The 26974-nt window shown below is 59.5% G+C and carries 23 protein-coding genes and 10 pseudogenes; 24 read left to right on the plus strand and 9 right to left on the minus strand.

Features of this window, described 5'->3' with window-relative positions; translation table 11 throughout:
* Positions 1 to 31 precede the first annotated feature (31 nt).
* From ACKWRH_RS45410 to ACKWRH_RS45425, 4 genes and pseudogenes are all read left to right on the plus strand, one after another.
* On the plus strand, positions 32 to 322 hold the full coding sequence (locus tag ACKWRH_RS45410; RefSeq protein WP_283023207.1) for a transposase: 291 nt from the start codon (positions 32 to 34) through the stop codon (positions 320 to 322).
* Positions 319 to 789 (plus strand): IS3 family transposase, encoded by a 471-nt coding sequence (locus ACKWRH_RS45415; RefSeq protein WP_445222805.1) that lies wholly within the window; start codon positions 319 to 321, stop codon positions 787 to 789. Before ACKWRH_RS45410 ends, ACKWRH_RS45415 begins: the two co-directional genes overlap by 4 nt.
* 582 nt (positions 790 to 1371) lie before the next feature.
* Positions 1372 to 2901, plus strand: a complete 1530-nt coding sequence (gene ltrA, locus ACKWRH_RS45420; protein WP_445222706.1) for a group II intron reverse transcriptase/maturase — start codon at positions 1372 to 1374, stop codon at positions 2899 to 2901.
* Positions 2902 to 2965: 64 nt separating this feature from the next.
* A pseudogene (locus ACKWRH_RS45425) lies at positions 2966 to 3448 on the plus strand (transposase); the annotation flags it as partial.
* A gap of 130 nt (positions 3449 to 3578) precedes the next feature.
* On the opposite strand, the pseudogene ACKWRH_RS45430 reads toward ACKWRH_RS45425, so the two are convergent.
* Positions 3579 to 4563: pseudogene (locus tag ACKWRH_RS45430) on the minus strand (helix-hairpin-helix domain-containing protein); the annotation flags it as partial.
* A gap of 1250 nt (positions 4564 to 5813) precedes the next feature.
* Here ACKWRH_RS45430 and ACKWRH_RS45435 point away from each other — a divergent pair.
* The 3 genes from ACKWRH_RS45435 (at position 5814) to ACKWRH_RS45445 (ending at position 7364) form a co-directional block, all read left to right on the plus strand.
* On the plus strand, positions 5814 to 6110 hold the full coding sequence (locus ACKWRH_RS45435) for a hypothetical protein (protein WP_445222806.1): 297 nt from the start codon (positions 5814 to 5816) through the stop codon (positions 6108 to 6110).
* 554 nt (positions 6111 to 6664) lie between these two features.
* On the plus strand, positions 6665 to 6925 hold the full coding sequence (locus ACKWRH_RS45440) for a hypothetical protein (protein ID WP_445222807.1): 261 nt from the start codon (positions 6665 to 6667) through the stop codon (positions 6923 to 6925).
* 97 nt (positions 6926 to 7022) lie between these two features.
* Positions 7023 to 7364, plus strand: a complete 342-nt coding sequence (locus ACKWRH_RS45445; protein ID WP_445222808.1) for a DUF6894 family protein — start codon at positions 7023 to 7025, stop codon at positions 7362 to 7364.
* A gap of 103 nt (positions 7365 to 7467) precedes the next feature.
* On the opposite strand, the gene ACKWRH_RS45450 is transcribed toward ACKWRH_RS45445, so the two are convergent.
* Both ACKWRH_RS45450 and ACKWRH_RS45455 read right to left on the minus strand, forming a co-directional pair.
* A complete protein-coding gene (locus tag ACKWRH_RS45450) occupies positions 7468 to 8568 on the minus strand; it encodes a hypothetical protein (protein WP_445222809.1) in 1101 nt (366 codons plus the stop codon).
* Positions 8569 to 8580: 12 nt separating this feature from the next.
* The gene (locus ACKWRH_RS45455; protein ID WP_198024887.1) at positions 8581 to 8721 is read right to left on the minus strand and encodes a hypothetical protein; all 141 of its coding nucleotides are present in this window, start codon (positions 8719 to 8721) and stop codon (positions 8581 to 8583) included.
* 210 nt (positions 8722 to 8931) lie between these two features.
* On the opposite strand from ACKWRH_RS45455, the gene ACKWRH_RS45460 reads away from it, so the two are divergent.
* The 8 genes and pseudogenes from ACKWRH_RS45460 to ACKWRH_RS45495 all read left to right on the plus strand — a co-directional run.
* Positions 8932 to 9294, plus strand: coding sequence for a hemolysin-type calcium-binding protein (locus ACKWRH_RS45460; RefSeq protein ID WP_445222810.1), 363 nt, complete (start codon positions 8932 to 8934; stop codon positions 9292 to 9294).
* A gap of 45 nt (positions 9295 to 9339) precedes the next feature.
* Entirely contained in the window at positions 9340 to 9813 is a 474-nt protein-coding gene (locus ACKWRH_RS45465; protein WP_445222811.1) for a hypothetical protein, read from the plus strand.
* Positions 9814 to 9831: 18 nt separating this feature from the next.
* A pseudogene (locus ACKWRH_RS45470) lies at positions 9832 to 9957 on the plus strand (transposase); the annotation flags it as partial.
* A 45-nt stretch (positions 9958 to 10002) separates the two neighbouring features.
* Positions 10003 to 10197 (plus strand): annotated as a pseudogene (locus ACKWRH_RS45475) (transposase); the annotation flags it as partial.
* Between the two features lie 49 nt (positions 10198 to 10246).
* Positions 10247 to 10417, plus strand: coding sequence for a hypothetical protein (locus ACKWRH_RS45480; protein ID WP_445222812.1), 171 nt, complete (start codon positions 10247 to 10249; stop codon positions 10415 to 10417).
* A gap of 78 nt (positions 10418 to 10495) precedes the next feature.
* Positions 10496 to 13201 carry a DEAD/DEAH box helicase gene (locus tag ACKWRH_RS45485; RefSeq protein ID WP_445222813.1) on the plus strand — a complete coding sequence of 902 codons (2706 nt, stop codon included), beginning with the start codon at positions 10496 to 10498 and terminating at the stop codon, positions 13199 to 13201.
* A gap of 3 nt (positions 13202 to 13204) precedes the next feature.
* Entirely contained in the window at positions 13205 to 14116 is a 912-nt protein-coding gene (locus tag ACKWRH_RS45490) for an SWIM zinc finger family protein (protein ID WP_445222814.1), read from the plus strand.
* A gap of 3 nt (positions 14117 to 14119) precedes the next feature.
* A pseudogene (locus ACKWRH_RS45495) lies at positions 14120 to 14224 on the plus strand (IS66 family transposase); the annotation flags it as partial.
* On the opposite strand, the gene ACKWRH_RS45500 reads toward ACKWRH_RS45495, so the two are convergent.
* Positions 14220 to 15890: a recombinase family protein gene (locus ACKWRH_RS45500; protein WP_445222815.1), complete on the minus strand. Its 1671-nt coding sequence runs from the start codon at positions 15888 to 15890 to the stop codon at positions 14220 to 14222. The pseudogene ACKWRH_RS45495 and the gene ACKWRH_RS45500 overlap by 5 nt on opposite strands.
* A 511-nt stretch (positions 15891 to 16401) precedes the next feature.
* Between ACKWRH_RS45500 and ACKWRH_RS45505 the strand changes: the two genes are divergently transcribed.
* Entirely contained in the window at positions 16402 to 17169 is a 768-nt protein-coding gene (locus ACKWRH_RS45505; RefSeq protein WP_445222816.1) for a recombinase family protein, read from the plus strand.
* Between the two features lie 13 nt (positions 17170 to 17182).
* Positions 17183 to 18337, plus strand: coding sequence for a zinc ribbon domain-containing protein (locus ACKWRH_RS45510; RefSeq protein WP_445222817.1), 1155 nt, complete (start codon positions 17183 to 17185; stop codon positions 18335 to 18337).
* A gap of 17 nt (positions 18338 to 18354) precedes the next feature.
* Here ACKWRH_RS45510 and ACKWRH_RS45515 read toward each other — a convergent pair.
* Positions 18355 to 18558: pseudogene (locus tag ACKWRH_RS45515) on the minus strand (recombinase family protein); the annotation flags it as partial.
* Positions 18557 to 19652 (minus strand): IS630 family transposase gene (locus tag ACKWRH_RS45520; protein ID WP_445222818.1). Its coding sequence is split into 2 segments (ribosomal slippage): positions 18557 to 18607 and positions 18609 to 19652, totalling 1095 coding nucleotides; the frame shifts between segments, so codons are not numbered across the junction. The pseudogene ACKWRH_RS45515 and the gene ACKWRH_RS45520, both read right to left, overlap by 2 nt.
* A 38-nt stretch (positions 19653 to 19690) precedes the next feature.
* On the opposite strand from ACKWRH_RS45520, the gene ACKWRH_RS45525 reads away from it, so the two are divergent.
* Complete coding sequence (locus ACKWRH_RS45525) at positions 19691 to 19975, plus strand: LexA family protein (RefSeq protein ID WP_445222819.1); 285 nt, start codon at positions 19691 to 19693, stop codon at positions 19973 to 19975.
* 34 nt (positions 19976 to 20009) lie between these two features.
* Here ACKWRH_RS45525 and ACKWRH_RS45530 read toward each other — a convergent pair.
* Positions 20010 to 20273, minus strand: a pseudogene (locus tag ACKWRH_RS45530) (hypothetical protein); the annotation flags it as partial.
* A 106-nt stretch (positions 20274 to 20379) separates the two neighbouring features.
* Here ACKWRH_RS45530 and tnpA point away from each other — a divergent pair.
* The 3 genes and pseudogenes from tnpA to tnpC form a co-directional block, all read left to right on the plus strand.
* The gene (tnpA, locus tag ACKWRH_RS45535) at positions 20380 to 20802 is read left to right on the plus strand and encodes an IS66-like element accessory protein TnpA (protein WP_445222820.1); all 423 of its coding nucleotides are present in this window, start codon (positions 20380 to 20382) and stop codon (positions 20800 to 20802) included.
* Positions 20796 to 21113: an IS66 family insertion sequence element accessory protein TnpB gene (gene tnpB, locus ACKWRH_RS45540; RefSeq protein WP_445222821.1), complete on the plus strand. Its 318-nt coding sequence runs from the start codon at positions 20796 to 20798 to the stop codon at positions 21111 to 21113. The genes tnpA and tnpB overlap by 7 nt, the downstream gene beginning before the upstream one ends.
* Before the next feature lie 51 nt (positions 21114 to 21164).
* Positions 21165 to 22583 (plus strand): annotated as a pseudogene (gene tnpC / locus ACKWRH_RS45545) (IS66 family transposase); the annotation flags it as partial.
* 271 nt (positions 22584 to 22854) lie between these two features.
* Here the strand turns inward: tnpC and ACKWRH_RS45550 are convergent.
* A complete protein-coding gene (locus tag ACKWRH_RS45550) occupies positions 22855 to 23868 on the minus strand; it encodes an IS110 family transposase (protein WP_445222741.1) in 1014 nt (337 codons plus the stop codon).
* Between the two features lie 72 nt (positions 23869 to 23940).
* Between ACKWRH_RS45550 and ACKWRH_RS45555 the strand changes: the two are divergent.
* A pseudogene (locus ACKWRH_RS45555) lies at positions 23941 to 24093 on the plus strand (transposase domain-containing protein); the annotation flags it as partial.
* Positions 24090 to 24530: a plasmid pRiA4b ORF-3 family protein gene (locus ACKWRH_RS45560; protein WP_445222822.1), complete on the plus strand. Its 441-nt coding sequence runs from the start codon at positions 24090 to 24092 to the stop codon at positions 24528 to 24530. The pseudogene ACKWRH_RS45555 and the gene ACKWRH_RS45560, both read left to right, overlap by 4 nt.
* Positions 24531 to 24620: 90 nt before the next feature.
* Here ACKWRH_RS45560 and ACKWRH_RS45565 read toward each other — a convergent pair.
* Positions 24621 to 25720, minus strand: a protein-coding gene (locus ACKWRH_RS45565; RefSeq protein WP_439372663.1) for an IS3 family transposase whose coding sequence is annotated in 2 segments (ribosomal slippage) — positions 24621 to 25468 and positions 25468 to 25720 — 1101 coding nt in all. Because the reading frame shifts where the segments join, the coding sequence is not laid out codon by codon here.
* Positions 25721 to 25793: 73 nt separating this feature from the next.
* Here ACKWRH_RS45565 and ACKWRH_RS45570 point away from each other — a divergent pair.
* Positions 25794 to 26823, plus strand: a pseudogene (locus ACKWRH_RS45570) (IS3 family transposase); the annotation flags it as partial.
* Positions 26824 to 26974 lie beyond the last annotated feature (151 nt).

The following is a 26974-nucleotide window of genomic DNA, read 5'->3' on the forward strand; positions in this document are numbered from 1 at the left end:
AGGCCGCTCCGTCTGATAGACGGAGTGAGCAATGACGAAGAAGACGAGACGCAAGATCGACGCGGCACTGAAGGCAAAGATCGCGCTGGAGGCGGTGCGGGAGCAGGCGACGGTGGCCGATTTGGCCCAGCGCTACGAGGTTCACCCGAACCAGATCTATGCCTGGAAGAAGCAACTGCTGGAACAGGCGGCCCGGGCTTTTGACGCGGGTGTCGGGCGGGAGAGCGAGGACGCTCGCGAACGCGAGATCGAGAAGCTGCACGCCAAGATTGGACAACTGACAGTCGAGCGCGATTTTTTAGTGCGGAGGTCCGGAAGATGAGCACGCCGGACCGTCGAGGAATGCTCGATCGCGCCGACAAGGCGCTGTCGATCCGCCGGCAATGCATGTTGCTTGGCATCGCGCGCTCTGGCGTCTACCGGCCGCCACGGCCGGCCAACGACAACGACCTTGCCCTGATGCGGCGGATCGACGAGTTGTTCACCGCCTGGCCGTTCCTAGGCTCGCGGCGAATGACCGCGATGCTGAAGGCTGAGGGGCTTCAGGTCAATCGCAAGCGCGTGCAGCGCCTGATGCGCAAGATGGGCATCGCGGCGCTGGGACCGAAGCCGAACACGACGAAGCCGGTGCCGGGCCACAAGATCTATCCCTATCTGCTGCGCAACATGACGATCGACCGGCCGAACCAGGTGTGGGCGGCCGACATCACGTATTGTGCGCCTCGCCCCACATTTGGGGAAGCGCGTATGACTGGAATGCAAAAGCGAAAGGAGGAAGAAAAAAAATGACTTGTCCCCTGCTGTGAGGGGACACGAGCCCAAGCGGCGGTGACCTGTCGTCAACTGGCAGGGTGACGTAGCCCGCAGGTAAAGGGGATTGAGGCGAAGCCGTTAAGCCGAGATGGTCCCCGAGGCTGAAGTATTGGAAGGTTGAGGAACACGAACCGGTTCACCCGCATCTGAGGGCTGAAATGTCGCCTCCGCCTACACGGCTTAACAGGTGGAATGCTGATGATGTCGCCGGACAGATATGACGGCCGGCATCCGAACGCGAGCCCAGATGTAAGGACGCTCGCGAGGGGTCATGGGGAGAACGCAGCCAGACCATGGCATCGGCATCGACTTGCGGAAAGCAAGGGAAAAGACTGCGACCGGCAGCCTCACCAATACGATGACGTCCAGCATATGAACGAGGGAAGGCATGATGGAATACCCACGATGCTTTGTGTCGCAAGGGAGTTGACCCTGACGTCCACCATGCTGGCGGAGTTTCCGTAGTAGTCCGCGGCAGGGAAAGCCTGCCACATGGCGAAGGGGAACAGTTCAAACTGCTTGGAGTGCAAACTACCTGACCCAATGAGGTGAAGACCTTTGATAATCAGTGAAATGCAGCACAAGCTCGCGACATGGGCCGGGAGCGATCCGAACCGAAGGTTCGATCGCCTCCTTCGGCTGATTGCCAACCGGGAATGGCTTGCCGAGGCCGCTCGGATTGTTCTGGCGTCAAGTGGCGCACGAACACCGGGCATCGACGGAATAGATAAGCAACGACTGCAGGTCAGATTGGATCAGCATCTGGATGACCTGCGGAAAAGCCTGCTGGAGGAGAGTTATCGCCCCCAGCCGGTGAAGCGAATCTATATCCCGAAAACCAACGGCAAGCTACGCCCACTGGGCATTCCGACTCTGACGGATCGCATCGTCCAACGAGCCATGCTCATGGCCATGGAGCCAATCTGGGAAAGCGACTTCCATCGCCTATCCTATGGCTTCCGGCCTGAACGGAGCGTGCACCATGCCGTCCGCACCGTGAAGATACAGCTCCAGGATGGAGCCGACATGACGAGGGGCCGCTGGATCATCGAAGGTGATCTGGCAAGCTACTTCGACACGGTCCATCACCGGCTGCTTATCAGATGTGTGCGGCGACGAGTGCAGGACGGGCGGTTTGTTGATCTTCTCTGGCGGTTCCTGAAGGCAGGTCACATTGACCGTGACCTGTTTACAGCCTCCAGCGAGGGTGTTCCGCAAGGTGGCGTGCTGTCACCGCTCTTGTCCAACATCATGCTCCACGAGTTTGATGCGTGGCTGGAAGCGAAATACCTGAGCGACAAGGCTCGCAAGGACCGCTGGGCATGGAACTTCGGCATCAAGCTTGGCCGCCCGATCACGGTTCGAGAGAACCGGCAATGGAAGCCGGCGGTTGCTTATTGCCGATACGCTGACGACTTTGTCGTCATCGTAAAAGGGACCAAAGCTCAAGCAGAGGAAATCCGCGAAGAATGCCGCGCCTTTCTGGAAGGCAAGCTGAAGTTGACGCTGAATATGGAGAAAACCCATATCACTCACGTCAATGACGGCTTCGTCTTTCTGGGGCACAGGATCATTCGCAAGCGAGGGTCGCACGGGCGCATGTCCGTCGTCACAACGATACCCAAGGAAAAGGCGAAGGGGTTTGTTCGCAGGCTCACTGAAGCCCTTTCCGGCAATCATAGTGTCAGCACGGTCGACATGATCGCTGGCCTGAACCGTCAACTGGCGGGATGGGCAGCGTTCTATAAGTTCACCGACTTCACCGCGCACGTATTCCGGCGCATCGACCATGTCGTATTCTGGAAAATGGCGCACTGGCTGGGGCACAAATACCGGTCTCGCATCAAACCTTTGATGCGGAAATGGTACCGACCCCCGGAACCGGGCAAGGCGAAAACCTGGCTCGTGTTTGGTCGAAATGAACGCGGCGGGCCCCACGGAAAAGCACTTTACCGGCTTGTCTCAAGTCCGAAGGCGCAGTTCCGATGGCGCAATCCGGAGGAAAATCCCTACATCTTCCGAAAAGAAGCCCGCAGCACTGTCACCTCGCACTATCAGGATGTTGCTATGGCCATGGGCCAAGCTTGAACAGAGAGCCGTATGCGCTGAAAGGTGCACGTACGGTTCGGGGAGGAGAAGCGCGCTCGCGCTTCTTACTCCACTGCCCATCGGCCGTGGCTTTCTTTATCTCGTTGCCATCATCGACTGGGCGAGCCGTGCAGTGCTAGCGTGGCGTATCTCCAATACAATGGATACCTCGTTCTGCCTCGCTGCGCTCGACGACGCTCTGGCACGGTATGGCAGGCCGGAGATCTTCAACACCGACCAGGGCAGCCAGTTCACGAGTGCGGCCTTCACCGGCGCGTTGGCGGGCGCAGGGATCAAGATCTCCATGGATGGCCGCGGTCGTTGGATGGACAACGTCTTCATCGAGCGGCTATGGCGCTCGCTCAAACATGAGGACATCTATCTCAAGGGCTATGCCAACGGTCGCGAGGCCAAGGCAGGAATCGCAAACTGGATCGCCTTCTACAACGGTCGCCGCCTTCATCAGGCACTCGGCTATCGCGCCGATGGCGGTCTGGCGCGAACGGATGCAGGCCGCGAAGGCTGTGGACATGGTGGACAACGCTGACGCGTTGACCACATGCCCACAGCAGCTGCAGCAGACAGAGTCTCTGGCAGCGTGATAGAAAGGGATCAGGAGCGGTCAGTTTCCAACCAACAAACCGGTTCAAGCGGTCCCGCTCCGCGGGTCCATTTCAGGACATTCCGATTTGCTTCTCCACCCAAGGCAAGGCCTTGTCGGGATCGATCGTTGGCCACGGTGGCGCGCCGTTGGCCAGATGCAACAGGCGATCGGCAACGGTACGTTCGGCCCGATGAAGAGCGGTAAGGAAAACACACGGCGCATCACCAACCCGCTCTGCGACCACGGTCCCCTCTCGCAGTTCAAGTTCGAGCGCGGCACGGATCAGGCCCGAGGGAACTTCGAGAAGCTTCTGCGCGAGCGGGATCAGTTCGTCAGTCGGTAACCCACAATGCCCGTCATCCATCGCCTCGGTCAGGGCATAGGAGATTCCAGCGCGCACCCGCATCATCGCTGTTTTTTCGACGCCGAGCTTCATGGCGATGGCGTCGGCCGTCTTGAAGCCGATGCCGCGGATATCGCGTGCCAGCCGATAGGGGGTCTCGGTCATCACCTGGATCGCATCGGAACCGTAGGTCTTGAAGATCCGCACCGCACGTGCCGTTCCGACGCCGTGGCTGTGTAGGAACACCATGATCTCGCGGACGGCCTTCTGCTCGGCCCAGGCAGCCAAGATACTGGCGGCGCGGACCGGGCCGATGCCGCCAACCTCGCGCAGCCTGGCAGGGGTCGACTCGATGATGTCGAAAACCTTGTCGCCGAAGGCGCGTACGAGCTTCTTGGCATAGACCGGTCCGACGCCACGGATCATTCCCGAGGCGAGATACTTCTCGATGCCGTCAGCCGACGTCGGCGGCGATGTTCGCAGGAACCGTGCCTTGAACTGCTGACCGTGGGTCCGGTCATTGATCCAATCGCCTGTGGCTGTGATCCACTCGCCCGCGGCGATGGTCGCAGCATGGCCGACGGCCGTCACGAGGTCCCGATGGCCACGCGCCTTGACGCGCAGCACGCAGAAGCCGTTTTCGGCGTTGTGGAACGTGACACGCTTGACGATGCCGGCCAAGACCCTGGGATGATGCGTCGCTCTGAGGTCTCAATATGTCGCCGTTTTAGGGGGGCTTTATCGGCTGCGCGTCGGGCCGCCTCGCCGGTAGCTTGGCTGAATTGGTGGCGCGGGATATTGATGATGGCGAAGCGTCGGCGCTCCTCCGCCGCTGTCTCAGCGTCCGCTTCGACGAAGATTTCGACAGTCTCCTCGCTCGCATGAATCTCCACGCGAACGGGTGATTCGCCAAAATCGACTTCATGTCGCCGCCCACGTCGACCGCGAATGATCGCAAAGGACATTTGCATGTACTCCTTGGGGATGCCCCGGGTTCTGTTGAATTTCTGAAAAGGTCGGCGTTGCCCACCCTGAGCCGGTAGGCTCAGGGTGCTGATTCCACAAAGGAGAGCAACGCCATGAGGAGGGATATCACACCCATTCAGCATGCAAAATCGATTACGCAGGATGGACTTGTTGGCGGCGAAGCCTTCAGAAAATTGCGGGAAGCCGCCCGTGGTACTTTGGAGACAAAACCCTAATCCGGGATCAACAGAACCTCGCGGCGTCAATCACAGGTTCGTGGCAAAGGCCATCGTGAGAGGCGTGAATTCTCCTTCAAGTCGGCCATGTGGCCCTGCCGCCTCAGCTTGACAATTCGGGCGGCGGATTAGGCGTAGTCAACCAACAGCGGCGCATCGATGGGCTTTAGATGCGTATTGAGTACGAGTGCGGAGTCGAAAATACTTTCTCAAGCTTCGGCAAGGATGCGATCGGGGTGATCGCCGGTCGCTTGTGGATTGTGTTCGTGAAGGATTTGGTCGCAAAGTATCTCAGCGGCTGACCGCATATTCAGCCGGCTGCGACGGCGTTAGACGCGGGCTACGCTGCAGCCCACGTATGACAGCGTGGAATACGGTGAAGCAAAAAACTGGATTGGGTGTCCACCTTCCGGCTGAGAACGAAGCGTCATTGATCGGTCCCTGAACCGTCCCCGCTGCCATCTCCGTCTGCAGCTCCTTCAGCTGATCTGTCACCTGCGTCGCCACGGCGACTTTCTTCGCCTCGGCTCCTATCTCCCGGAACGCCTTCGCAGGCGCCTTCTTCGTCCTCTTCAGCAACCCAGTAGCGGGGACTAACAGAACTAAGGGGTGTCCACGATGCATCGATCGAGGGCACCAATGGAGGACAGTCGCTACTTGAAATGACCCTCAGATCTCGGCGCTTCTCAGCGGCGCCCCAATTCGTGAGAGCCTCGCGTGTTAGATAAGTCGCAGCCAATCCATTCCAGGATGTCGCAACACGATGCCAGTTCTCTTTTTGGGCTGGCAAAAGTTGGAGCTTCCTTTGCGCCCTGCGCGCAGCCGCAAACTTTCCGTCGCGCTTAGCCTGTTCCAGAGTCCTGCGCACCAGCTCTTCGGTTCGCTTCCATCCGGCGCCTGCAATTCTACCCTCGGCAAAGTACTCGAAGAAGACTCGGAACGTCAGGGCACGGCCTACGGCGACCCGCGACTCCAATTCTGGCTCGGTCAACCATCCCTGAAGAGCTTCGAGCTGCTCCGGCCCGCCAAGCGTGAGAACGTTACTGTCCCCGAAAATTGAGAATCTCGCGAATGCGGCAACCTCAAGCTGAGTATCCAAGTCTTGTGATTGCAGCCAACGGGTGATTGCTTCTAATGGAGACATGGCTTTATCTCCTTCCTTTGCAGTCCTGGTTGGAGCCTCCTTTGCAGTCCTGGTTGGAGCCTCGCGACTGGCATAAGGGGGCTTGAAAGCGATTCGGCCCATAGAACGCTGCGCTGGTCAACTACAAGAACTTGTAGGTGAGGAGGATCCAGCATGTGTGTGCATCCCAGTCCTACCAATGGTGGACGCTTCGCCCTTGAGGAAACCAGGAAACCAGCACGGGATCGTTCCCCACATCCCAGGGGAATCGGGTGAAGGATTTTAGGGTACGATGAGGCTTGCGAGGAAGTCGTCGTCCCAGGCTACGGTCATGCGTTTGAGGCGTTGAGAGTCTTTTCCGGGCATCCTGCGGATCAGATTGTTGGCCATGTGTGTGAATGCTGATCGAACATTGACCCCCATCGGCGTCGTCGAGACCCTTTCAGGCCGTTGATTTCATTGATTTGAGATGACGGGACCCTACGCCGATCATGGTCGAGACCCCACGCCGAAACACAGCGGAGGATAGCTACGTCGCCGAGAGCTCCAACACGTCGACCATCAAGAAGCTGCGCTTCGAGGAACTCATCGCGCAGCGCACGCCCCACTATCGCCAAGCCGATCTCACCGTCGTTCCGTGCGAAAAGCGAGACAACAGAAACGCAGATGCATGCGTGCAGGCGCTGCACACCCATCTTTGCGAGCAGGGCGCTCCGGACCGGAAACGCCCGGGAGATCAACCACAGGTATAGCGCGACGATCTAGGTAGGAAGCCTGTCTGTTTGGTAAATTCGTGGGTGGATGATTTTGCTGTGAGGGCCAGGAAACGCACTCGTCGGATTCGCTTGAGTGGCCTGGCCACTTGCCATTGAGAACGGAGGTCTGAGTGATGCCAACCTTGAGCCGCGGGGAGCTTTCGCGATCACGGCCATCATCGCGGCTAGGATGTGTTGGCTGGAGAGGGCCTATTTCATGCGATACGTTTGCCATATTGAAACGAACGAAGTTCTGCCGATGGATAGGGCGGGTAGGGAATTCACCACCCAACTCGAAGCCGATGACTACGGCGCCCGCGTCGCAAGTGAAGTCGGAATGGATGCTGGCGACTACTCTGACTGCCTGGTGACGGTGGCGGACGAGACGGGCAAAGAGATCGCCCGGCATCCTGTTTATAGAGATCTCTCGAGCTGACCGTTGTTCGAGCATGCCCTCGCTATGCCTTATGGCTTCGCGCTGATCGCGGCCGGTTGACAGCGACAACGAAAATCCAGATTCTGGCCATCACCCTGTCCTATCAGAAGCCGTAAGACCGCTCGACCCAGCGAAGCAGCACGCGAGTGTCCCGATCAGGTAAGACCACGCGCTGGTCACGCAGGCCCTTGGCGATCGCAAGACCAACCTCTGGCTCGACTCGATTACCATGGGTCATCAAAAAGAACCAACCAAATGGGACACCGACCTCACGGTCGATGGCTTCCACGCGGTCCATCAGGATATGAACCGAGGCGTCGCCAGCGATGAGCCTCTCTTCCGGCAGATGCAGCGGACGCGGCACGAATCCGATCTCGCGCGTGCCTTTGTCGTCATAGTCGTAAATGTCGAGCGCCCAGTGCGCATACATGCGTTCGGCCAAAGCGCTCGATTCGTCCCAATCCTGGAAAAAGCGATTCTCCCGTGGCACGTACTCGAACCAGTCCGGCACCAATTCCAGGAACGGCGTCTCGGTCGTGCCCTCTCGCGTCACTTCCCGCACCACCCGGCGTTCCATCTCCGGCCGCTGCGCCTCGCGCTTTTCGCGCTCGAGGCGCGCGCACCGCGTCAGGAAGCTCCGGACATGGACGACGCCGCTTCCGGCGCGGCCAAGCATCCGAAAGACCGGACCTTCGATGACATTGTTATCGGAGATATCGTCGTGCGCGATCCATGACGGGTCAAGCAATTCGTCCTTGCCCCAAGGGCGGTATGTGGGATTGACGATTGGCCCGGCGCGCCATTCGACTTCTCGGCCGAGACGGATTTGCACATAGTCCGCGGCGCCCGGTCCAGTCGGCGCGAAGGCGTACACGCTGTTGCCGTGCCACTCCGAGATCTGAAGATTGCTCTCGCGCAATCGTGTCCAGAGGGCGCCAATGTCGCCGTTGTCCTTGGCGAGCTCGGCTTCCATCCACGGCCGGTATTCTGCGATCCGTGTCCCGTCGGTGCCGATCACCGAGCGCGTATCGCGCCAATACCGGTCGTCGATGCTGACCGCCGAAAAGGAAAATCCCGGAAATGCCTCCGTCAGCGCGGCGGCCAGCGCCGATTCGTCAGCTCCGGCCGGAAGACGCGCGAGGACCGCCTCGATCGTGGCGGGATCGGGCAGTCGTGCAGGAATATTCTCCGGAACCTCATCCATGACTCAATCCTATCATCGCACCCTGTTCGCCGCGCGCTCGATCTCTTCCATCGACGCCAGGATGTGCTCGAACCGAGGGGCCTCGCCGAAGATCATTGGCGTCGTGTTTGCATAGTCACGCGCGAGCGCGTCGATCATGGCGACGGTCGGCACGAGCGCGAACGATCCCGATCGGCGCACCGAGCCGGTTCGCCGTCGTCAAGAAGAGATCGAGCTTCTCGCCGGGGGCGGCGGAGATGACCTCCGTGCAGGCTGCGCTGCTCACGAGCGATCCTCCGGTACAGCGTCGCCACGCTCGAGCAACTGTCATCCTCTATTCTTATCTGTGGGCCCGCGAGCACGACCGGGGCGAGGAAAGCGGCCGTGGGCAATGATGCGCTCTCTGGTGGTGACGGTGACGATTATCTGTACGGCGATGAAGGCAACGATACTCTGTTCGGCAATCAGGGCAACGACAACTTCATCTTCACGAGCGGGGGCGGCAAGGATACCGTGAGGGACTTCACGATGGGGGACAAACTGCAAATCGCGGATGGGATCAATAACACTAACATTCATACGGTTGCTAACGTTGTCGATCACATCCACGCGGTTGGCCCGGACACCACGGTTGTTGACCTCGGAAAGGGTAATTCGATCACGCTCTCCAATGTAAATGCTAACGATGTTCAGCATCACCCGGAGAATTATTTCTCCATCTCGCATATCACCGATCTACTCATCTGACTTGCTCGGTCAGCTTGGGCAGGCCGCGAGGTTTTCGTCCATGCCGTGATCGACAAGGCTGACGGCGTTGTTTTCCGCTGCACGCTGGATGGATCGGAGACGCAGCGTTTTCTGGAGATCCCATCCTGGATGTTCGATCGCGCGGCATGTGCCTGCGGTTGCAGCCTGACGGCAGAGCCCTTTGTCAGCCTGGAAGCGCTCAACGCGTTGTCGGCGCTACTCGATTCAGTGGTCAAGAGCGCGGCATCATCATTGAATGAACCGCTTTGCGGTGCATGCGGAGTCTCTCACCACCAAAATCGGGGAGAGGCTCATGGCAAGCTGGACGGCGATATCGGCGAACCCGGTTCGGCATGCATCAGATGGGCCTGCTCGCGGGTGGCATCGCGCACAGCGCCGTTGGGGTCAGAGTGGCGGGAGTTGCCGAAGGAGGCGCAGGATGCGCTGGTGAACCGTAAGCGGCGTGTCTCCCGCACCTTGTTGCTGTTGAGCAGATCGGCAATATGCGTTCCGTCTTGACGAGAACGGTTTGCATAGATGATCGGGCGTGTTATCGCATCGCAGCGACGGGTTCGGCGGCGCTGGAGCGACGAGGTCAAAGGACGGATCGTCTCGGAATCCTTTGTGCCGGGCGCGATCGTCTCGGACGTCGCGCGGCGCCACGGTCTGTCGCCGCAGCATTTGTCGATCTGGCGCAAGGCGGTGCGCGACGGGTTCGGACAGATCAAGCAGGCACGCGGCTTCCGCCAGTTCCTGTTGCCGGGCCTGGCAAACGTGCGTGCCGAATGGGCGATGATCTGCACCGCCCACAACCTCGTGAAGCTCGCTAACCTCGCAAGGCCGCATCAGCGGGATTTCGTGTCAAAATGCGCCAACCAGAAAGCTATCTGGACGGGTTCCTAGCCATGTGCGTAAGCTGCGCTGTTCGCAGTTTATTTCCGAGGTGAGGCGCATGTTCACGACGAATGAGATTGGCGCACAGTTGATGCATATCGAGCGTTCGCAAAACGAAAGGAACGTTGATGTTTTGGAGGAGGATGATCCGGCCGCAGTCGCGGAGTGCGTTCAGCAGTTCATGCTAGTCAAGGAATTGCTGACCGCGCCCATGCTCGGTACTTCGTGACAGAATGGTGAATTACTTCTCGATGTGGCGAGTGGCTCCCAAAATCGTGGACATTTCCGGTCGCAAGGTCTCACCGTCATGATGACGCTGGAACCCGTTCTTACCCCGCATGGTTTGCTGACGCTGCGACAAACGGCGCAAGCTCCTCCTGCGTTGGAGCCCGATCAGGGCTTGCGGCTGGAGAAAGCATTTTTACGGGGCTCAGGACACGGATTGTTGTGGCTCGGCGCCAACGAAGTCGGGACGGTTCTCCCACCGGGGTTGTCGTATTGGCGAGAGCTTGGAATGCGCTACATGACTGCACTGTGCGCTCTTCCTAATATTGGAGACGGCCGTATCAAGCCACCTGTGCCGATTCCCGCCGATAGCGAGTTGGACACGATGGCAGCGGTCGTTCCGCCCATGACCGGCGCGGAATATTTGTCAGCGGCTGTCCTTGCCGATCTTTGGCGGGGTATGGATGCGGCCTTTGATGCCGAGCTGGTGCAAGCCAAGCTCTCCGTGCAGGAGTTTCTCAAGAGTCGTCATCCGGCCTGGAACCTGGTTGGACGCGTTTATTTTAACCTTGCGGAGAACCGGAAGGACGAGGAGGCCCCGTTCGCGTTTCTTGCGACCTACACGACCCGGCTTTCGGCTGAGGCCAGGGCCCAGCATCTGCCGCTCGGCAAGGCCTTGCAGGAGTATGCCGGCGCGAGAAACCGCGAACGCCTGCTGTCGCTGCTGATGCCCGTCCAGCGCGCCTCCGAGAGGTGCCTCTGGCTGAAGACCATAGTCGATGCGGGTGATATCTTTCACCCGCTGCGCTGGAGCCCACAGCAAGCTCTGCAATTCCTCAAGGATGTTCCCGCGCTCGAAGGCGCCGGGGTGATCGTGCGGATGCCAGCGAGTTGGCGCATGAACCGCCCGGCGCGCCCGCAAGTGAAGGCGACAGTCGGGGGCAATGCGCCATCACAAATAGGAATGGACGCACTGCTCGACTTTCAAATGGAGGTGACGCTCGGGGGCGAAAGCCTCTCGAAGGCCGAGATCAAGCAACTCCTGGCTCATTCCGACGGATTGGCCTTCATCCGCGGCAAGTGGGTGGAGGTCGATCATGAACGACTGAATCGCACGCTTGAGCAATTTGAGGCCATCGAGTGCCGCGCCGCTGCCCATGGTCTTTCGTTCGGTGAGGCGATGCGCATGCTGGCTGGGGCTGGCATTGTCGGAGATGAGACTGCTGGACCAGCCGGCGTTGACTTGAGCCAGACCGTGGCCGGCCCCTGGTTGGCGGAGAAGCTGGCCTCCTTGCGCCATCCCGATCGGTTGTTGCGGGTCGGTCCCGGTCAAAATCTTCGGGGCACGCTGCGACCCTATCAGCAGTCGGGTGTGCAATGGCTCTATCTGCTGACGCAGCTCAAGCTTGGGGCCTGTCTTGCCGACGATATGGGGCTCGGCAAAACCATCCAGGTCTTGTCGCTGCTGCTGGTGCTCAAGAACGAGGCGAAGGAAAATTGCAAGCCGAGCCTGCTCGTAGCCCCCGCCTCTTTGTTAGCCAATTGGGCCGCGGAGATTGGTCGATTTGCGCCAAGCTTGAAAACAGTCGTGGTCCATCCATCGGCTGCCCCGTCCGAGAAACTGAACACATACAGTGCGGACGAATTCGCAGACGTCGATCTCGTAATCACAAGCTACGGCTTTCTGACGCGCACGCCTTGGCTAGAAGCTACACCGTGGCGGTTTGTGGTGCTCGATGAAGCACAGGCCATCAAGAACCAGGCTGCCAAGCAGACAAAATCGGTCAAGAGGCTCAAGGCAGAAATGCGCATTGCGCTGACCGGCACGCCCATCGAGAATCGGCTCGGTGACCTTTGGTCGATCTTTGACTTCATCAATCCTGGCTTGCTGGGATCGTCGAAGGAATTTTCGGCATTCGTCAAACGCCTCGCCGACCGGCCACATAACTCTTACGGTCCGCTCCGCGATCTGGTGCGCCCCTATATCCTGCGACGGCTGAAGACCGATAAGAGCATCATTGCCAACCTGCCCGACAAGACCGAGGTGAAAACCTTCTGCCCATTGAGCCGCAAGCAGGCGGCGCTTTATCAGCAAGCGGTGGCAGAGCTGGCCAGCCATCTCGAAGAGGTCGATGGAATAAAACGAAAAGGCATCGTCCTGGCTTTTCTCATGCGGTTGAAGCAGATCTGCAACCATCCATCGCAGTGGCTCGGGGACGGCCGGTGGTCCGAGCACGACAGCGGCAAGCTCGGGCGTCTGCGCGACATCGCGGAAGTGGTTGCTTCTCGGCAGGAAAAGGCACTTGTCTTCACCCAATTCAGGGAGACAACGGCGCCGCTTGCGGCGTTCCTCGGGTCCGTATTGGGAAGGCCCGGCCTTGTCCTGCATGGCGAGACGGAGGTTAAGAAACGTAAGGATCTGGTGCGCCAATTTCAGGAAGACGAAAACGTTCCGTTCTTCGTGCTCTCGGTCAAAGCAGGCGGCACCGGGCTCAATCTTACCGCAGCCTCGCACGTCATCCATTTCGACAGGTGGTGGAATCCGGCTGTCGAAAATCAAGCCACCGACCGTGCCTTCCGGATCGGACAGACCAAGAATGTACTCGTACATAAGTTCCTTTGTCGTGGCACCGTGGAAGAAAAGATCGACCAAATGATCGATTCAAAGAAACAATTGGCTGGGGATTTCCTCAACGGCGGAGCCGACATCCTGTTGACTGAGATGAGGGACGAGGAGTTTCTTAAACTCGTGGCTCTCGATCTGGGCGCCGCGATGAAGGAGGGGTGATGAATGAGCTACTACGAGTGGCGCCCTTACGTGCCGGTGGCCGAGAAGCGGCGGCAAGCTGAACGCAAGCTGGTCAAGCTCAAAAAACACGGGCGATCCGTTGCGCCCGTGAAGGTCGATGGCCGCACAATTGCCAAGAGCTTCTGGGGCAAGTCGTGGTGCGCTAACCTCGAGCGATACAGCGACTATGAGAACCGCTTGCCGCGCGGTCGAACCTATGTCCGAAACGGCTCTGTTATCGATCTGCAAATTGCCAAGGGCGAGATCTCGGCAATGGTAGCCGGGTCTGAGCTCTACCAAGTCACGATTGCCATTGCGCCAGTTACGCGGGGACGCTGGAAATCCATCTGTCAGGACTGCGCCGGCACCATCGATTCGCTGGTTGAACTCCTGCAGGGCCGCTTGGCGAAAGGCGTGATGGACCGGGTCTGTCGAGAGGGTGACGGCCTGTTTCCGTCGCCGACGGAAATCAAGCTGTCCTGCAGCTGTCCAGATTGGGCAGACATGTGCAAGCACGTTGCGGCAGCACTGTATGGCGTCGGCACCAGGCTAGATGAAAAGCCTCAGCTTCTTTTTGTGCTGCGTGATGTGGAGGAAACTGAAATGCTCGCCAGCGCTGGACAGGATTCTCCGCTAACAACGGCGCCCGGCGCGGCGAAGGTGCTTGATGAAAGCGATGTCGCCGCTCTATTCGGGCTGGAGATGGCCGAAACTCCCGATACCCCAAATCCTGCCTTCACAGTCCCAAAGCGTCCCCAACACTTCAAGGCGCAAAAAGGCAAGATAGCTGCCGGAAAGACCAAGCCAGCAGAGAAGACCGATGTCGCTTTACATCGTGCGACTCGGGCCAGTCCGGGAACGAAAAAGACAACCTGCGCAAGTGCCAAGAAACGGCGCACTCGGCGGCGACGATAGTACATCGTCGAACGCGCCATCAGGCCGAAAACAATTACGAGAAAAAATAGTCTCTTCGCGGGTAGCGACGAGGGCGCTTCATACTACCCATCTGTCTATCTCCTTATAACTCAAGGCATTTCTGGTTGGCGTCGCAAGAGGGCGGACTACGGCGCGATCGCCTGCGAGAGGCATCCTGGCGCACGTCCGGTCGCGTGAGATCAGATTGTTTGATGATCCATGTCGAACCCTTGCATAAATGCTCCGCGGGCAATCGTCCCTCAACGATCATGCGACGTATGGTTGATGGACTGACGTCGAGCATCTCCGCTGCTTCGATTAACGAGAGCTCGCCTCGATCCTGGCGTTCCCCCTCACGATAACGCGCGATCTCGCGCGTTCTGCGCAACGAACATACGCTCGTCCTCGTCCAGGACGCCCCGCGCGGGGTTGTTTTTCCGGAGCGATTGAGCAAGGCGGCGATCGCGTAGTCAGGCATTTGACGTGCGAGCGCGCGCACAAGATCAACTACTTCGGTGTCGGTCGTCCGACGCGTCACGCCGACACGGTTCTTCTTAACCTTCAAGCGGGTGTGATCGCCACCTTGCCAATGGATGACGAGGTCAAGATGCTCATTGTCCTGATCCACGTCGACGACGATTTCCGATAGCACTTTACGCAGGATCTTCTTTTTGATCTCCGACGTAACACCGGGGCGTTGCCAGGCTCTATTCAGATCGTCCCCGAGCTTAAGCAGCGCTTCGCGATCGCCGGCGCTGAGTCCAGGGGAAGGTGAACTGGTCAGGCCCTCGAGTTCGCGCTCAATTGTACGCGCAGCTTGGATGCGCTCGTTCCAGCGACGCTCAAGCTCACCAGCGACGTGACGATTGTCGGGGTCGACCGCGTCGTATTGACGATACGCCCGGTTCGCTTCGTACTGCGCCTGTTCCAGAGACCTTTGCAGCTGACGCAATTTTTCCGACTGTTCGGCGCCCTGAGTTTTCATTGCATTTAGCGCAGCCCCAACGCCAAGCGGTTGAAGCCGCTCCAGCACCTCTCTCGCCACCATCCGATCGAGGCGCATTCCACCGAAGCCAAGACAGGCTGCGACGGCCGCTTTGTTGAAGTCTCCGCGGCAGATATATCTCTGCGTGTCGCCGCCTCTACCAGAATACTGAACGTATAACCGCCGACCACATCGCGCGCAGCGCAGAAGCCCAGGGAGAAGTGCTTCGCCGCGTCGGACGGCTCCTCGACCCAGATAGCTCTTGCCGTTGGCATTGTCCGCAATGAGCCGCTGGTTTCGAACAAACTCATCCCAGGAGATATAGCCCTCGTGATGGTCGCGGAGCAGCACGTCCCAGACTTTCCAATCTCGTTGGGGATTTCGCTTCACCTTCTTCCGGCCGTTCTCAATCGTCGTCCGGACACCCCGTCGTCCGAACGCGTACGCACCGGCATAAACAGGGTTGGTGAGCATGTGATTCAAGGTCGTGTAGCTTGGTATGCGCCATTCGATTGTCGGATCGTTCGAACCTCCAACGGCGAAGGGTAGCGCGATCTTCTCTTGGGTCAACCAGAGCAAGATCTGCCGGATCGATTGCAACTCCACAAACTTCCTGAAGACGAGATCCAGCGCCTCGCGGACACGTACGTCCGGGTTTTTCTCGATTCGGTCATCTTTCGTCTTCACGTACCCGATGGCGACCGTCGTGAAGTGCTCGCCGCGCCGAGCCTTTTGTTTGACGGCTTCAACTGATCGCTGTCGAATGACGCTGAGCTCCAGCTCGCTCATCGTTCCCTTCATCCCCAAGAGCAATCGATCGTTGATCGACCGCGAACATACGACCACACAGCAGGATGCCCCCTATTCGGGAGCCATCTGATCGGTTGGAGCAGATTACCGTAACCGACCCGACCCATCCACTATACGGACGGCGCTTTGATTTGGTATCGGCCGGAAGCTCGCTCCGACCCGGCGGCTGCGTTCTCGTTCATTATCGCGACGGCATTTTGCTGAGAATTCGAGCTGCAGCAACCAACCTCTATGGCGAGCGGCTGTCTGTCCCGTCAAGCAAGCTTTCGCTCGAAAGCATTCGACACTTGCTCCGGCTTTCAAGGGACGTGGTGCCGAGGAGCTTGGCGAATCAGCCGACAAGTGATTCTTTAGGGCACGGCTCCGAATCACAATTCGCAAGCTCGCGTGGTTCGCTGGGAGGAGAGCCATGAGGTCGGATCTCGTGACGGGGAGCCACCTGTGTCGCAGAGCCGTAATTTACATTCGGCAGTCCACGCCTCATCAGGTGATGACCAACCAGGAAAGCCTGCGGCTGCAGTATGCACTGCGACAGCGAGCCACCGATCTCGGTTGGGATGATACCAACATTGACGTCGTTGATGCCGACCTCGGGTTGAGTGGATCGACAGCAGCGCATCGCGAGGGTTTCAAGGACGTTATCGCCCGCGTCACGTTGGGTGAAATCGGAATCGTTCTCTCCTACGAGGTGACGCGTCTCGCGCGCAACTGCTCTGATTGGTACCCGCTACTCGATCTTTGCGGCTACCGGCAATGCCTCATTGCGGATCGCGACGGCGTTTACGATCCTGGCTCAACCAATGGGCGCCTGTTACTCGGCCTAAAGGGCACAATCTCCGAAGTGGAGTTGCACACACTGCGCGGCCGTCTGACGGCGGGGCTGCGCGCCAAGGCCGAGCGCGGCGAGTTGACGTTGCTGTTACCGGCGGGTTTGGAACGTGACGCCAATGGCGTGGCATCGAAGGATCCAAGCAGGGAGGTGCAGCAGCGGATATCACTGGTTTTCACGACATTTCTGGAGGGCGGTTCGGTAGGCAAGGTCATCCGGTCATTCCGAGATCGTGCGCTCTTCATACCGCGGCGGGACCGGTTCGGCGATATTGCGTGGCGGACACCATCGGCCAGCATGATTTCCGGAATTTTGAGGAATCCGGCCTATGCTGGCGCTTTCGTCTATGGCCGTACCAAGTCCTGCCGCACGACCTATGCAAGTGGTAAACTAAAGACGGCCCGCTGCCCTCGATTGGGATGGCTTTGAGCGGATCCAGGCCATGTTGCGCGATAACCATGCCGAATACCAACGCAATCAAACGCGTGGCGTGCCCCGAGAGGGGGCAGCTATCTTGCAGGGCATCACCTGGTGCGGCCGGTGCGGCCACAAGATGTCGATACAATACAAGGGCGGGTCTCGCTACGTCTGCAATTCCCTGTTGAACCACCAAGGCAAGACGCTATGCCAGCATCTTCCCGCCGATCCAATCGACGCGCAGGTGGTGGCTGCATTCTTTGCAGCGATCGCTCCCGCTGAAGTGGAGGCCTGGAGGGGTGCGCTCAATGCGCGGCAGCAGACTGACGAAGCGCTTGATCGCGCCGAAGAACAGCAGGTTGAACGACTACGCTATCAGGCACTCCTGGCCGAACGACAGTATAATCGGGTCGATCCTGACAATCGCCTCATCGCCGCTGAGCTGGAGCGGCGATGGGAAAGAGCGCTACGCGAACTCCGGCAGGCTGAAGAGGCGCTGACCACCCGCCGGGCCACGAAGAGCAAATCAGCCATGTTGACCCCAGAGGAGCAGAATGAGTTTCTTGCGCTTGGTCCACACTTGCCTGAGCTCTGGCGGCGGGCTGGTGTGAGCCGGGCAGATAAGAAGCAGTTATTACGAACGCTGATTGATAAGGTTGTTCTCCACCGCGTCACGCGCGATCGAATCGCGGTCCGGATCGTCTGGTGTGGTGGCGAGATATCCGAATTGGAAGTCGAGCCGAGGGTCCATGCACTGCATGCTCTAACTCGAGGGACTGAGATGCAAGCAAGGATCCTTGAGCTGGCCCGCCAGGGTTTTGATGATGCCGAAATCGCCAATACCTTGACCCAGGAGGGGCACCGCTCACCGCGCCGAAATTATGTTCCAGCACGAACCGTTCAGATCGTGCGGCAGCGCTATCGCGTACTGCAGGACGGCGTCGCAACGCGTGCTCGTCACATTGCTGGCTGGCTGCCGGTGACCGCAATGGCAAAGCGTTTGGGAGTTTCGAGTTCTTGGATCAAGCGACGTATCCGCAGCGGCACCATTAATATCCAGCGCGATCCCTGGGACAAGCGATTCCTCTTTCCTGATACGGAAGCCAGCATTGTTGCGTTGCGAGAGCTTAAGGCAGGAGCTCGAGATCACCTCGTTTTCGACCCGAGAGCAAACAAATGAAGGTATCAACATGATCGATCGTAGACGCCATCTTCATCGACAATGAGCGTGCCGACCAAGCCGCAAAACTCCAACAACGTGTGCCAGTCTCGACCGTTTCGAGCGAGGCGGGAAGCCTCGATCGAAAACACCGCGCCGACACGGCCCTCGCAGATTAACGCCAACAACCGCTCAAATCCACGTCTTGCAACGCCGCCACCAGACTTGCCTAGTGGTTCATCACAGTGGTTTTGACTCTTTGGCGGCAGCTGGATAGGCGCGGCCGAGTTTGCGCGCGAGCTTTGTCGGTTGTGAACATCCATTTGATGCGGTCTCGCGTTTCATTTCGCTGCCGTTGCCATGCAGCGATCTCTTTTCGGAGCCTTTTGGGATCGTCGATGCGGCGGCCGAGACATTGGCGTTGTAGTACGCTGATCTCGCACTCGACCATGTTGAGCCAACTGGCGTGTTTCGGGGTGTAGTGGAATTCGAGGCGGCGCAGGATGCGGCGGGCCTCGGCAGGCGCAAATGCTTGATACAGCGCGCCGGCAGTATGGATCGACAGATTGTCCTGCACGACACGGATGCAGGGGGCATCGGGATAATGGACGTCGACGAGTTCGCGCATGCAGTACGCGTAGTCTACGGCAGCGCGGCGGTCTGTAACCTTGACGTTGCGCCAGCCGCGATGCGGATCGAAGGTGACGAAGAGATTGACGGTGCCGTTGCGGCGATATTCGTAGTCGTAGCGCTCGCGCTGTCCCGATTGGGCCGGGATCGGCTGACGCACCTGGCCGATCAGCTGGACGGGGGTCTCTTCAGCATAGAGGTCGAGCACGTCCTCCATGCGGGCGACGTATTCGCCGTCGACACGGGGAATGCACCACATGTCCCTGCGCCACGGCTTGAGGTCGTTGTCGGCCAGCCGGCGGCGCACGGTCTCGCCCGACAGGCTGTCGTGATCGGTGAGCTTGACCATTGCGTCGGCCAGCAGCGTCAGCGTCCAGCGTTTGCGGCCGGCCGGCGGCTTGGCGCATGCCGTCGCCACCAGCAGGGCCTCTTCCTTGCCTGTCAGCTTGCGTTCCGCGCCCGGCCGCGGCTCCTCGCTCAAGGCCCGCTCCAGATTGCCTTCTACGAAGCGGCGCTTGGTCCGGCCGACGGTGGAAAGGCTGACCCGGACGGTTCGGACAATCTCCGCGTCGCAGCTGCCGGCATCGGCCGCCAGCAAAATCTGCGCCCGTTTGAGTTTGCGGGCGGCATGTTTGCCGCCGCCGAGCATCGCCGTCAGTTCGTCCCGCTCGGCTTGGCTCAATTCGACCCGATAACGTACATTCATGCTTCGCCTCCTTGTCGGAGGCCGGGACGAATCCAGCGATGAGTCAAAAATCAGGCGCGCACTTGACCGAGAAGCAGGGTCACTATCTCGCTTTCATCCATACCTATTCGTACATGTTCGGACAGCCGCCCGCCGAGGCCGACATCCAGCGCCATTTCCGCGTCAGCCCGCCGTCAGTCCACCAGATGATCGTTACGCTCGAACGGAACGGCTTCATTCGCCGGCAGCCCGGCGTCGCGCGAAGCATTGAGATCCTCTTGCCACCTGAAAACTTGCCCATCCTCGAATGGCTCGGTATCAAAACGTCAAAATCACTGCGATGAACCACTAGTGCGCTCCGCTCACAGCGGGGCGCCACTACTCAATCACGTAGCCCAGCGCGCGATAACCCGTGCGTCGCTTCGCAGCCATCCGGGCCAGAACGGGGACTGCATTATCGATATAGTCGACGACCAACACATCTCTCTTACCATCACGGAGGCGATGGAGACGACCGACATACTGCGCCAGGGTTCCTTTCCAGGCGATCGGCATCGTCAGGAACAACGTATCGAGCCTGGCGTCATCGAAGCCTTCACCGATGTAGCGGCCTATCGCAAGGATCAGGCGCTCATCATCGTCAGCGGCATTCAATTGACCGTAAGCGTAGCGCCGAGGCCCTTTGGATTGTTTGTGCGGAGTCTTGAGAGCACCGTTAGAAGAGTCATCTTCTGGAAGGGTGCTCACAATGGACGACCATTCTGACGACATAAGACGACCGTTGTCACCGCGAATTGAAGTGTTCGCTGGCGCAGGTCGCAAGCGCTGGCCGGATGATTTGAAGGCACAGATTGCCGCGGAAAGCCTCGAGCCGGAGGCGGTTGTCACAGACGTCGCCCGTCGCCATGGCTGCCGGCCCCAGCAGGTGCATGACTGGCGGCGCAGGGCGCGTTTGGGCCAGTTGGTGCTGCTGGCTTCGGCGGAGACGCTGTCGTTCGTGCCGGTGCTGTCGGAATCGGCGCTACCGGCGTCCGCAGAGCCTGCCGGGTCGCCGGAAGCAGCCATTGTGACGGTTGAACTCCAGGGGGCACGAGTGGAGGTGCGAGGGACGCCTGGCCTTGCTGTGTTGAGTGATGTGTTCTTGGCGCTTCGACGGACACGTTCATGCTGACGCCGCCCGCGAGCCTTACGATTTACGTGGCGACGCAACCTGTGGACTTCAGAAAAGGTGCGGAGGGCTTGGCGCTGTTGGCGCAGGAGACGCTGGGCCATGACCCGATGAAGGGCGTGGCGGTGGTGTTCCGTGCGAAGCGCGCTGATCGGGTGAAGATTGTCGTCTGGGATGGCAGCGGCTTCAAATGGCCTCCCATCGTGGCCGGTGTGATGCGGATGAATGCCGCCCAGCTGTCCGCGCTTCTGGCCGGCATGGATTGGACGCGGATGCACGCGCCTCGAATCCCGCAGCCGAAAGCGCTTGCGTAAAGATACAAATCTTCGCTGCATCGGGGCGCGAAGCATGGCAGACTTGGGCCTATGAGTGATTTGCCTGATGAGCTGCCGAGCGATCCAGCCGAGCTGCGTGTCTTTGCCGCGGCTCTGCTGGATCGCTGCGCCAGGCTCGAGCGGTTGTTCAAGCTTGCGAAGGATGCGCAGTTCGGTCGATCGTCGGAAAAGCTGGACGCTGATCAGCTACAGCTTGTTCTGGAGGACATCGAAGAGGCCGTCGCGACTCTCGAAGCAGCTGAGGATCGCGCCAATCCCAGAGCCCGCGAGAAGAGAACTGCCAAGCGCAGAGCCAACCGTGGTCAGCTTCCGGAGCATTTGCCGCGCATCGTCGAAACCCTGCTGCCGGCTGCAACCTGCTGCCCGTGCTGCAAAGGCGATCTCGTTGAGATTGGTCACGATGAGAGCCAGAGGCTCGACGTCGTTCCGGTGCAATACAGGGTGATCGTCACCCGCCGGCCCAAGCTGGCCTGCCGCGCCTGTCATGGCATCGTCCTCCAGCACGCTGCGCCCGAGCGATTGATCAAGGGGGGATTGCCGACCGAGCGTCTCGTCGCGCATGTAATTGACGCCAAGTATCATTGGCATTTGCCGCTCTATCGTCAGGCGCAGATGCTGGCGACCCACGGTATCGCCATCGACCGTTCCACGCTCGCCTTCTGGGTCGGCTACGCCGCCCAGGAATTGAAGCCCTTGTGGCATCGTCTGCGCGAGCTTCTGCTCGCCTCTTCGAAGCTCTGTGCCGATGAGGCCCCCGCACCGGTGTTGGATCCGGGACGCGGCAGGACAAAAACCGGCTACTTCTGGGCGCTATCGCGCGATGACAGGCCGTGGGCCGGACCTGACCCACCTGGCGTGGTCTATGCCTATGCGCCGGGCCGTGGGGCCGTCCATGGCTTGCGCTTGCTCGAGGGCTATCGCGGCATCATCCATTGCGACGGCTATCAGGCTTACAAGACCATGACCCGAGAGACGCGTGCGGACGCCCTGTCCGGGACGCTCGCCTTCTACTGGTCGCATCTGAGGCGCCAGTTTGTGAAGATCGAGCGCGAGGCTGCTCCGGCGCCAGCTCCGGTTGCCCGCGAGGCTCTCGAGCGCATCGCCCAGCTTTACGCGATCGAGAAGACCCTCCGCGGCCGATCGGATGCCGAGCGCCGTGCTGGCAGGCAGGCGCATGCCCGACCTCTGGCTACAGCCTTGAAGCAGTGGTTTGAGGCCAAGCTTGATCACCTTGCACAGAAGAGCGACACGGCGAAGGCCCTGCGTTACGCGCTGCGTCATTGGGACGGCCTGACGCTCTACCTTGATGACGGGCGCATCGAGATGGACACGAATGCTGTCGAGCGTGCGATGCGGCCGATCAAGCTCAACGCCAAGAACTCCCTTTTTGTCGGTTGCGACGAGGGCGCCGAGAATTGGGCAGTTCTGGCTTCGCTAATCGAGACCTGTATGTGTGGATGGCTCCCGTGGTGCAAGGGTTTTGTTTGAGCAATGCGCGAAAAGTTGGCGGCTTGCATGTGTCCGGCCTACGTAAGAGGCGGCACGTTTGGCCGCCGGCCCAGATGAGATCCGCGGATCGGGTCCATAACAAACTGACGCGCTTAAGGCGCCTACAGGTCTACTGGGTGTCCCGATCTCGTCTATCACTGTCGCGTCATCTTCCCATTCAGCGCCGATGCACCACGACCGCCAGAACCCGGCTGGTCCTGGTGGCCGATACTTATGCCGTGCGGTAGGTCTCCTCTCGCGTCATCACTGCCCAGATGATCCTTGCCATTTTGTTGGCCAAGGCGACGGCAGCGAGTTTGATCGGCTTGCGAGCGATAATGCGCCCCAGCCAACTTTGAGCGAAGTTCTGCTTACCCCGCGACCAGCGTATCGTGGACATGGCGCCAATGACGAGGAGCCGGCGGATAGTGCGATCGCCCATCTTGGTGATGCGGCCCAACCGTTCTTTGCCACCGCTCGAGTTCTGACGTGGCACAAGGCCAAGCCATGCCGCGAAGTCGCGGCCTGATCGGAAACCGCGGATATCCGGCACTCCAGCTAATATCGCGCTGACGGTGATTGGGCCGACGCCCGGAACGCTGAGCAACCTGGCAGCTTCGGGTTCCGCACGGCAATGCCTTCGCATTTGAGCTTCGAGAGCATTGATCTGAGCAATTAAGGCGACGAGCTGGTCAGCCAGGATATTCAACGGTGCTCGTACCGTATCGGGGATCAGTGTCGCCGGATCGGATATCCTCTTGATGAGAGAACCGACGTGCTGAGGGCCTGCCGCTGCGATTACACCGAACTCCGCCATATGGCTCCGAATTGCGTTGATCAGCGAAACACGCTGCCGCGAAAGGAGTTCATGCGTGCGATGTGCCACCCGCGCCGCCTGTTGCGCCAATGACTTCAGGGGAGCGGAGCGAACCGCCGGTCGCGTCACCGCTTCGCAGATCGCAGCGGCGTCCGCAGCGTCGTTCTTTTGCCGCGCGACATAGGGCTTCACGTACGAAGCCGGAATCATCTTGGTGTCATGGCCAAGAGCGCGAATCTCGCGTGCCCAGTAATGCGATGATGCACATGCTTCCATGCCGACAACACAAGGCGGCAACTTGGCGAAAAAGCTCAGAACCTCCTCACGGCGAAGCTTCTTCTGGAGAACAGGGCGGCCCTTTGCATCCGCCCCATGAACCTGAAAAACACGCTTTGCCAAATCGAGCCCGACCGTCGTTACCTCGTTCATGGATGGCATCTCCTTTACGGCGATCACCGCGACCGCTTCTAGACTATGGCGCCGGAGGCGGGAGCCATCCACCTCATCAAGCTCAATGGCGTCAGTGCCGAGCACTGGCTCGCTGATGTTCTGGCGAAGCTCGTCAATGGTTGGCCTGCGGCGCGACTGGACGAACTGCTCCCTTGGGCGTCGATCTACACGATGCATGCACACGATCCGAGGCTGGCGGCATGAGCCTGAACACGACCGCGGTCCGGATCAAGGTGACCCTCAAGGACGTGAAACCAGAGGTGATGCGTCGCCTTGTCGTACCCGTCACTCTGCGCCTTGATCGGCTACATCTGACGCTTCAGGAGGCATTTGGCTGGACGAATAGCCACCTCTTCGAGTTCTTCGCTGGTGAGGTCCGTTGGGGGATTCCTGATCCCCACAACGATTACGGCCACCAGCCCATGGATGCCAGCAAAGCGCGGCTCTCCGATATCGTTCGCGAGACCGGCGCCAAGACGATCCATTATCTCTATGACTTCGGCGACAGCTGGGACCATGTGATCAAGCTCGAGAAATGGTTCGACAACACCACGACAGAGGGCCTGCCCCTCCTGCTCGAGGCAGCCGGTCGTTGTCCTCCGGAAGACGTCGGCGGTGCGCCGCATTTGACCTGCCACTGAATTGTCATCCAGCAGCGGTTAGAGTCTCGGGGTTTTTTGAAACGCTCCCCAAAACTAGGCCAGCTGGAGCTGGAATTTTCCGGGTTCGGCTCATGCCGGCGGGGGCGCCGATGAGCCATTCAACAGCGATATCGGCGCCTTGTTGCCAATCGCGCTGTGTGGGCGGACTTCGTTGTAGTCTCTACGCCAATCCTCCATTTTCTGCCGAGCGTCGTCAAGACCGAGGAACCAGTGCGTGTTCAGGCATTCGTTTCTGAACTTGCCGTTGAAGGATTCGATGAAGCTGTTGTCCGTCGGCTTGCCCGGCCTGGAGAAGTCGAGAACGACATTCTTCTGGTAAGCCCAGATGTCGAGATCGCGGGAGACGAACTCCGACCCCTGGTCGACGCGAATGGTCTTGGGGTAGCCGACGGTTTTGCACACGCGTTCCAAAGTCAGCACGACATCCTCGCCTCGATAGCTGAAGCGCGGATCGACGGCTGGAGAGAAGCGACTGAAGATATCGACAATGGTAAGCACACGAATCTTGCGACCGGTGGCGAGCTGGTCATGAACGAAGTCCATCGCCCAGGTCTCATTGATTTGACCTGCTTCCATCCTATCCTCGCGTAGCTTGGCCTTCACACGACGCTTCGGCGTTTTGTTGCGCAATTGCAGGCGCAACTCCCTGTAAAGGCGATAGACACGTTTGACGTTGACTGCCCAACCGTCACGTTGCAGCAGGACATGGACGCGGCGGTAGCCGTATCTCACCCGCGTCTCGCAGATGTCCTTGATCCGATTTTTGAGGGCGGCCTGGTCACCGCGCTTCGACTTGTAGACGTAAAGTGCGCGATCGATACGAAGGGTCGAACAGGCCCGCCTGATCGACACCTTCCAGTCACTCCGCACCTTGTCGACAAGCTCCCGCTTGCGGCCAGGCCTCAGAGCTTTTTTGAGAGCACGTCCTGCAGCATGGCCTTGTCCAAGGACAGGTCGGCGACAATCCGCTTCAGCTTGGCATTCTCCTCCTCAAGCTGGCGCAGTCGCTTCATCTCGGAGGGCATCAGCCCCGCATACTTCTTCTTCCAATTGAAATACGTCGCCTGACTGATCCCGGCCTTGCGGCAGACCTCCGCCACCGCCGCCCCATCTTCCGCCTGCTTCAAAACGAACGCGATCTGCGCTTCCGAAAACTTCGATGCCTTCATGGAACTCTCCTCGTCCCGGTGGGATCTTAATTGGAAAATTCCAGTTCAGACTGGCCTCATTTGGCGGGAGCAGGTCAATCCGAACCAGATCACGACCTGGAAGACCCAGCTTCTGGAAGGCGCCGCCGGCGTGTTTGGGCAGGACAAGGGATTGGCCGAGGCGCCGGTCGATTTGAAGGCGCTTCATGCCAAGATAGGCGAGCTTGCGTTGGAGAACGATTTTTTGTCCGGCGCGCTCACCAAGGCGGGGCTGCTGAGCGCAAAGCGATGATCGACCGCGACCATGATCTGCCTGTTGTGCGCCAGGCGAAGGTCCTGAACCTCGCCCGCAGCACGGTCTACTATGAACCTCGGCCGGTTTCGGCCGAGGACCTTGCCTTGATGCGTCGGCTCGATGAGCTGCACCTCGATTATCCTTTCGCGGGGGCACGCATGCTGCGATCGCTGTTGCGGCGTGAGGGCGCGCAGATTGGCCGCCGCCACGTCGCGACGCTGATGAAGCGCATGGGGATCGAGGCGATCTATCGTCGGCCGAATACGAGCAAGCCCGGGCTGGGCCACAAGATCTACCCGTATTTGTTGCGCGGATTGAAGATCGAGCGGCCGAACCAGGTCTGGGCCATGGACATCAGCTACGTTCCGATGCGGCGTGGCTTCGTCTACCTCGCCGCGGTCGTCGATGTGTTCAGCCGGCGGGTCCTGGCCCAACGCGTATCGATCACGATGGAGACGGTGTTCTGCGTCGAAGCGTCGAAGCGCTCCAGGAGGCGCTGGCGAAGCACGGCAGGCCCGAGATGTTCAACACGGATCAGGGCAGCCAGTTCACCAGCCTCGACTTCACCAGTGTGCTGCTGGACGCAAAGATTGCCATCAGCATGGACGGCAAGGGCGCCTGGCGCGACAACGTGTTCGTCGAGCGGCTCTGGCGCACGGTCAAATACGAGGAAGTCTACCTGCGCGCCTACGACAGCGTGTCCGAGGCGCGAGCATCGATCTCCAGATATCTGGCGTTCTACAATCAGGGACGCCCGCACTCGAGCCTTGACGAACGCACCCCCGACGAGGCCTACTTCGGCACGCAAGCGATGGTGATGGCCGCATGACCGTCGCCGACGATTTTGTCGTTGCTCTGGTCGGGCTACGCCCTCCCGACGCAACGACAAAATCGCAAAGCCCCGCATTCAGTGTAACCTGGCAGGAATCCACTTAATTTCCGCGGGGCACTGTCCAAACAACCGGGGCCAGCTCTCAATG

It is taken from the genome of Bradyrhizobium sp. Pa8 (assembly GCF_052588265.1).

What these genes read in the sequence shown, in the direction of transcription:
- ACKWRH_RS45410 (WP_283023207.1), top strand. Translation starts at nt 32, where the DNA reads ATGACGAAGAAGACGAGACGCAAGATCGACGCGGCACTGAAGGCAAAG.
- ACKWRH_RS45415 (WP_445222805.1), top strand. Translation starts at nt 319, where the DNA reads ATGAGCACGCCGGACCGTCGAGGAATGCTCGATCGCGCCGACAAGGCG.
- ACKWRH_RS45435 (WP_445222806.1), top strand. Translation starts at nt 5,814, where the DNA reads ATGCCAGTTCTCTTTTTGGGCTGGCAAAAGTTGGAGCTTCCTTTGCGC.
- ACKWRH_RS45440 (WP_445222807.1), top strand. Translation starts at nt 6,665, where the DNA reads ATGGTCGAGACCCCACGCCGAAACACAGCGGAGGATAGCTACGTCGCC.
- ACKWRH_RS45450 (WP_445222809.1), bottom strand. Translation starts at nt 8,568, where the DNA reads ATGGATGAGGTTCCGGAGAATATTCCTGCACGACTGCCCGATCCCGCC.
- ACKWRH_RS45480 (WP_445222812.1), top strand. Translation starts at nt 10,247, where the DNA reads ATGTTCACGACGAATGAGATTGGCGCACAGTTGATGCATATCGAGCGT.
- ACKWRH_RS45485 (WP_445222813.1), top strand. Translation starts at nt 10,496, where the DNA reads ATGATGACGCTGGAACCCGTTCTTACCCCGCATGGTTTGCTGACGCTG.
- ACKWRH_RS45490 (WP_445222814.1), top strand. Translation starts at nt 13,205, where the DNA reads ATGAGCTACTACGAGTGGCGCCCTTACGTGCCGGTGGCCGAGAAGCGG.
- ACKWRH_RS45500 (WP_445222815.1), bottom strand. Translation starts at nt 15,890, where the DNA reads ATGAGCGAGCTGGAGCTCAGCGTCATTCGACAGCGATCAGTTGAAGCC.
- ACKWRH_RS45505 (WP_445222816.1), top strand. Translation starts at nt 16,402, where the DNA reads ATGACCAACCAGGAAAGCCTGCGGCTGCAGTATGCACTGCGACAGCGA.
- ACKWRH_RS45510 (WP_445222817.1), top strand. Translation starts at nt 17,183, where the DNA reads ATGTTGCGCGATAACCATGCCGAATACCAACGCAATCAAACGCGTGGC.
- ACKWRH_RS45525 (WP_445222819.1), top strand. Translation starts at nt 19,691, where the DNA reads ATGAGTCAAAAATCAGGCGCGCACTTGACCGAGAAGCAGGGTCACTAT.
- tnpA (WP_445222820.1), top strand. Translation starts at nt 20,380, where the DNA reads ATGGACGACCATTCTGACGACATAAGACGACCGTTGTCACCGCGAATT.
- tnpB (WP_445222821.1), top strand. Translation starts at nt 20,796, where the DNA reads ATGCTGACGCCGCCCGCGAGCCTTACGATTTACGTGGCGACGCAACCT.
- ACKWRH_RS45550 (WP_445222741.1), bottom strand. Translation starts at nt 23,868, where the DNA reads ATGAACGAGGTAACGACGGTCGGGCTCGATTTGGCAAAGCGTGTTTTT.
- ACKWRH_RS45560 (WP_445222822.1), top strand. Translation starts at nt 24,090, where the DNA reads ATGAGCCTGAACACGACCGCGGTCCGGATCAAGGTGACCCTCAAGGAC.